General features: G+C 63.4%; 5 protein-coding genes and 1 pseudogene. 3 read left to right on the top strand and 3 right to left on the bottom strand.

The genetic code is table 11. The annotated features are described in order from the left end of the window. On the top strand, positions 1–515 hold a 515-nt coding region (locus EOA23_RS32215; RefSeq protein ID WP_145966551.1), incomplete at its 5' end, for a TatD family hydrolase. Next, positions 512–1,330 (top strand): MBL fold metallo-hydrolase, encoded by an 819-nt coding sequence (locus EOA23_RS32210; RefSeq protein WP_127307049.1) that lies wholly within the window; start codon positions 512–514, stop codon positions 1,328–1,330. The genes EOA23_RS32215 and EOA23_RS32210, both read left to right, overlap by 4 nt. Before the next feature lie 453 nt (positions 1,331–1,783). Here the strand turns inward: EOA23_RS32210 and EOA23_RS32205 are convergent, their stop codons facing one another. Continuing rightward, positions 1,784–2,326, bottom strand: coding sequence for a lysozyme inhibitor LprI family protein (locus EOA23_RS32205; protein WP_189341792.1), 543 nt, complete (start codon positions 2,324–2,326; stop codon positions 1,784–1,786). A 131-nt stretch (positions 2,327–2,457) separates the two neighbouring features. Between EOA23_RS32205 and EOA23_RS32200 the strand changes: the two genes are divergently transcribed. Beyond that, a complete protein-coding gene (locus tag EOA23_RS32200; protein WP_127307047.1) occupies positions 2,458–3,378 on the top strand; it encodes an agmatinase in 921 nt (306 codons plus the stop codon). Between the two features lie 18 nt (positions 3,379–3,396). Here EOA23_RS32200 and EOA23_RS32195 read toward each other — a convergent pair whose 3' ends face one another. Both EOA23_RS32195 and EOA23_RS32190 read right to left on the bottom strand, forming a co-directional pair. Further along, positions 3,397–3,735, bottom strand: coding sequence for a hypothetical protein (locus EOA23_RS32195; protein WP_245474416.1), 339 nt, complete (start codon positions 3,733–3,735; stop codon positions 3,397–3,399). 74 nt (positions 3,736–3,809) lie between these two features. Beyond that, a pseudogene (locus EOA23_RS32190) lies at positions 3,810–4,104 on the bottom strand (aldose 1-epimerase family protein); the annotation flags it as partial.

Raw genomic sequence — 4,104 nt, 5'->3', positions numbered from 1 at the left:
GGCTGGATTACCATTACGACAAGGCGCCGCGCGATGCGCAGGCGCAAGGTTTTCGCACCCATATCGCCGCTGCGCGCCGGACCGGCCTGCCGTTGGTCATCCATGCGCGCAATGCCGACGACGACATGGCGTCGATCCTCGAGGACGAGACAGGGAAGGGCGCCTTTCCCTTCATTCTGCACTGTTTTTCGTCTGGACGCAGGCTGGCCGAAGTCGGCGTGGCGCTGGGCGGCTATGTCTCCTTCTCAGGCATCCTGACCTTCAAGAATTCCCCCGAGTTGCGCGCTATCGCAGCCGATGTTCCGCCTGACCGGCTGCTGGTCGAGACCGACGCGCCCTACCTCGCGCCGATCCCGCACCGGGGGAAACGCAACGAACCGGCCTATGTCACGAACACGGCGAAGGTTCTTGCCGAGACCATCGGTGTCAGCGAAACCGAGATCGCCGATATCACCACCGGCAATTTCTTCAGGCTGTTCACAAAGATGCCGCGTCCGGACATGGCGCGGACATGAGCGACCGGCTGCGCTTCACCATCCTTGGCTGCGGCTCATCGCCCGGCACGCCGCGCATCACCGGCGATTGGGGCAATTGCGATCCCGCGAATCCGAAGAACCGGCGCATGCGCACGGCGGCCCTGGTCGAGCGGATTGCAACCAATGGCGCGCGCACCACAGTCGTCATCGACACGGGACCGGATTTCCGCCAGCAGATGCTGATGGCTTCGGTCCGGCGTATCGACGCCGTCGTCTATACCCATCCGCATGCCGACCATATCCATGGCATCGATGACCTGCGCGGTTTTGTGCACGACCAGCGGCACAGGATCGACATCCACGCCGACGAACCGACGATGGAGCGGCTGCGCCAGGCCTTCGGCTATTGCTTCGAGACGCCGCCCGGCAGCGCCTATCCGCCGATCGTCAAGGCCCATATCATCGATCACGCGAGACCGGTGGTGATCGAAGGCGAGGGGGGCGCCCTCACCTTTGAGCCGCTGCCGCAGATCCATGGCGACATCATTTCGCTGGGCTTCCGCATCGGCGGGCTTGCCTACTGCCCGGATATCAGCGACTTCCCGGCCGCCACGGCCGAGCGGTTGCTGGACCTCGACATGCTGGTGATCGACGCGCTGCAGTACAACACCCATCCCAGCCATCTGTCGCTTGGCCAGGCGCTCGGCTGGATCGAAAGGCTGGCTCCGAACAAGGCCGTGCTGACGCATATGCATGTGCCGCTGGACTACGCCGTGGTGATGGTCGAGACGCCGGAGCACGTGGTGCCGGCCTATGATGGCATGGTGGTTGAAATTCCTTATGAGTCAGAGTGATAGCGACAGCTGCTCAGTCGGTGTCGCAGCCCGTCATTCGCGCGTTTGGCTGGTAGCCCGAATTCGCGAGGCGGCGCACGCAGCAGTCCACAGAGTTTGTCGCCAATGGCGCCAATGGCGAGCCGCGGCAATTCTCGGAGTGAGTAATACGCAAGTTCCATAATCTATCTTATGCGGCTTTCTGATATGGCAACGGGGGATGCCGAAAGCGCGATGCCACATAGCCCTGCTCGCCAGCCGCACGGAGCTGTCGCGCATCCGCACACCGTCACCTTCCATTGCAAACACGCCTCTGGCGCATGCCATGCCTTTCGCGACGCCTTCCTTCATCGTTGGCAGCCATCGGAACGTTGCCGCTACGCCCCCTCGAAATAGTCGAGAACCCGCTGAAGGCGATGCGACTTATGGCGCTGTGCCGCAATCTCAATCCGGCCGCCCTTCCTTGCAGCCCGATCACTGCAGATCCGACAACTCATCATCGAGGATCAGCGCCTGCCGAGCCGTCGCGTCGAGCGCGCAGCTGACCATGATGTTGTTCTGGCGATCGGTGTTGACGGTTTCGGCGGACGCTTCCGCCGAGCATCGCGCGTCGCGATAAGCGATCCAGGCGCGCTGCATCTTGCGGTAGCCGTCGCGAGCCTTGGGCGCGGCCTTGGCCATCAGCGCCGCATATGTCGTGTTGAGACGATCCTCCCACACGCTGACCTCGCGGTTCGCGCAATCGATCAATCCGAGCTGCGAGCGGCCGTCATCGCTCTCGAAGGAGCACAGCTCGGTCACGTAGTTGATGCACGAGGCGGGCTCGTGTCTGGCGAGCTTGATGGTGTTGTCGATGTGAATCGCCGGTGTCGTATCGTTCACGCCGGGAACGCCACCTTGAAAATCGCCGACATATTTCAGGCATTCGGCAAGCGCCGCCTTGTCCGAAGCGCGCAGTTTCTCCACGGCTGTCACAGGCGATAAGGTGGCAAGGAGCACACCAACACTGGCAAGCATTAGAACACTCCTCATTGCTGCAGCCCCATCTTGTTGCCTAAGACGCGGATTGTCGCAAAACTCCCAGCCGAAGCAACTACCCTACCCCAGACTGTCGCGCGCTGCGGCGCAACAACGAAAGCATCCAGAAAATGACCGCTTCCTTTCTCGGCTTTCCCGATCGCCTCGCCGACGGGCACTTGCCCAGGGCGGTGATTTTCGGGGCGGATCACTGCACCGCTTATCCCGGCGGGCACAATGGTGGCGATGCCTCGGCAGCCGCCGACGCCATCCGCCGAGCGAGCCAGGAGGATGCCCCGCTCGTGGAGCACTGGGATTTCGACCTCGGTGGTCCGCTGTTCGCCGGCCGGCCGGTCTGCTGTGTCGATGGTGGCAATGTCGCAACAGCCATGCATGACAATGCCGGCAACAGGAGCCGGATCGAGGCGAAGACGCGCGAGGTGCTGTTGATGGCGGCCGTGCCGATCCTGCTCGGCAGCGATTGTTCCGCCACCATCCCCTTCCTTGCTGGTTTTGGCGAACACGGGCCGGTCTGGGTCTTGCAGATCGACGCCCATATCGACTGGCGTGACGAGGTGCATGGCGAACGCTACGGCTATTCAAGCCCGATGCGCCGGGCGAGCGAGATGCGGCATGTCGCCGGCATGGTGCAGGTCGGCCTGCGCAGCGTCGGCAGCGCACGTCCCGCCGAAATCGAAGCGGCGCGGCGCTATGGCAGCCGCTTCGTCACCGCGCGGGAAGTTCACGCCCATGGCGTCGAAGCCGCTTTGCGCCACATTCCGGAAGGAGCGCGTGTCGTCGTCACCCTAGACTGCGACAGCCTCGATCCCTCGATCATGCCGGGCGTGGCGGCGCGCACGCCTGGCGGCCTCACCTACACGCAAGCGATCGACCTGATCGCGGGCCTCGGCAAGCGGGCCAGGATCGCTGGATTCGACCTTGTCGAGTTCTACCCTCCCGCTGACATTGATGGCCTGTCAGCGCTGACCGCTTCGAGGCTTCTCGTCAACGCGATAGCTGCGATCGTGCGACAGCCGCGCTTGGAGGGCTAGCATCGGAAGAAACCGGAGCTAGAAAAACCCTTCGAGAAATGCCGCCGTCGCGTCCGAGATGTCGACGATCTTGTTCGTCGCCTGGCGGTAGAATTTGAAATTGAGCTCGGTCTCGGGCCGGCCGTCCTTCCAGTCTCTGAAGCGCTTGAGCTCATTGCGGCCCAGCCGTTTCGTCGCCAGGGCGGTACGGCGGACTGAGACACTGACCCGCGGCGTCTGCCGTTCGAGATCGGGATGCCTGGGTGTGGCCTCTGATGAGGTCACGAGGCCGCGCGCGATCAGCCCCTGCCCGCCTTCGTTCTCGCTGGCGAACAGGAAGACGACGTCGCCTTCGGCAATGCGCTTGCCGCCATACATGGTCTTCTGGGCGGTGAAGACGAACGTTCTTGCCCGCGTGTCCTCGACCCGGTCTTGATGGCGTATGCCATGCCCTACAGTTCCCGGCTGAGGCCGATCCGGTAGCTCAGGACGCGCCGGGCGCCCGGTTCGATCAGCATGACACCCGGCTTGTCGGCGAACTCGCCGTCGAAATCGGCGGGACTGGCGATACCGTGCCAGGGCTCGATGCACAGGAAAGGCGCGCCGCCGGGCTTGGACCAGATGCCCAGCTCGTTGAAGCCTTGCCACGACATCTCGATCGCCGGCCCGCGCTCGGCGGTGTAGCGCACGCGGTTGCTCACCGGCTTGTCGAGAATGACGGCGTCGTCGACGAACAATTTTTCGGAC

Source organism: Mesorhizobium sp. M2A.F.Ca.ET.042.01.1.1 (assembly GCF_003997405.1).
Classification (GTDB): Bacteria; Pseudomonadota; Alphaproteobacteria; order Rhizobiales; family Rhizobiaceae; genus Mesorhizobium.
Note: the sequence above shows the minus strand (reverse complement) of the source record. Positions and strands in the feature narration are given on the sequence as shown.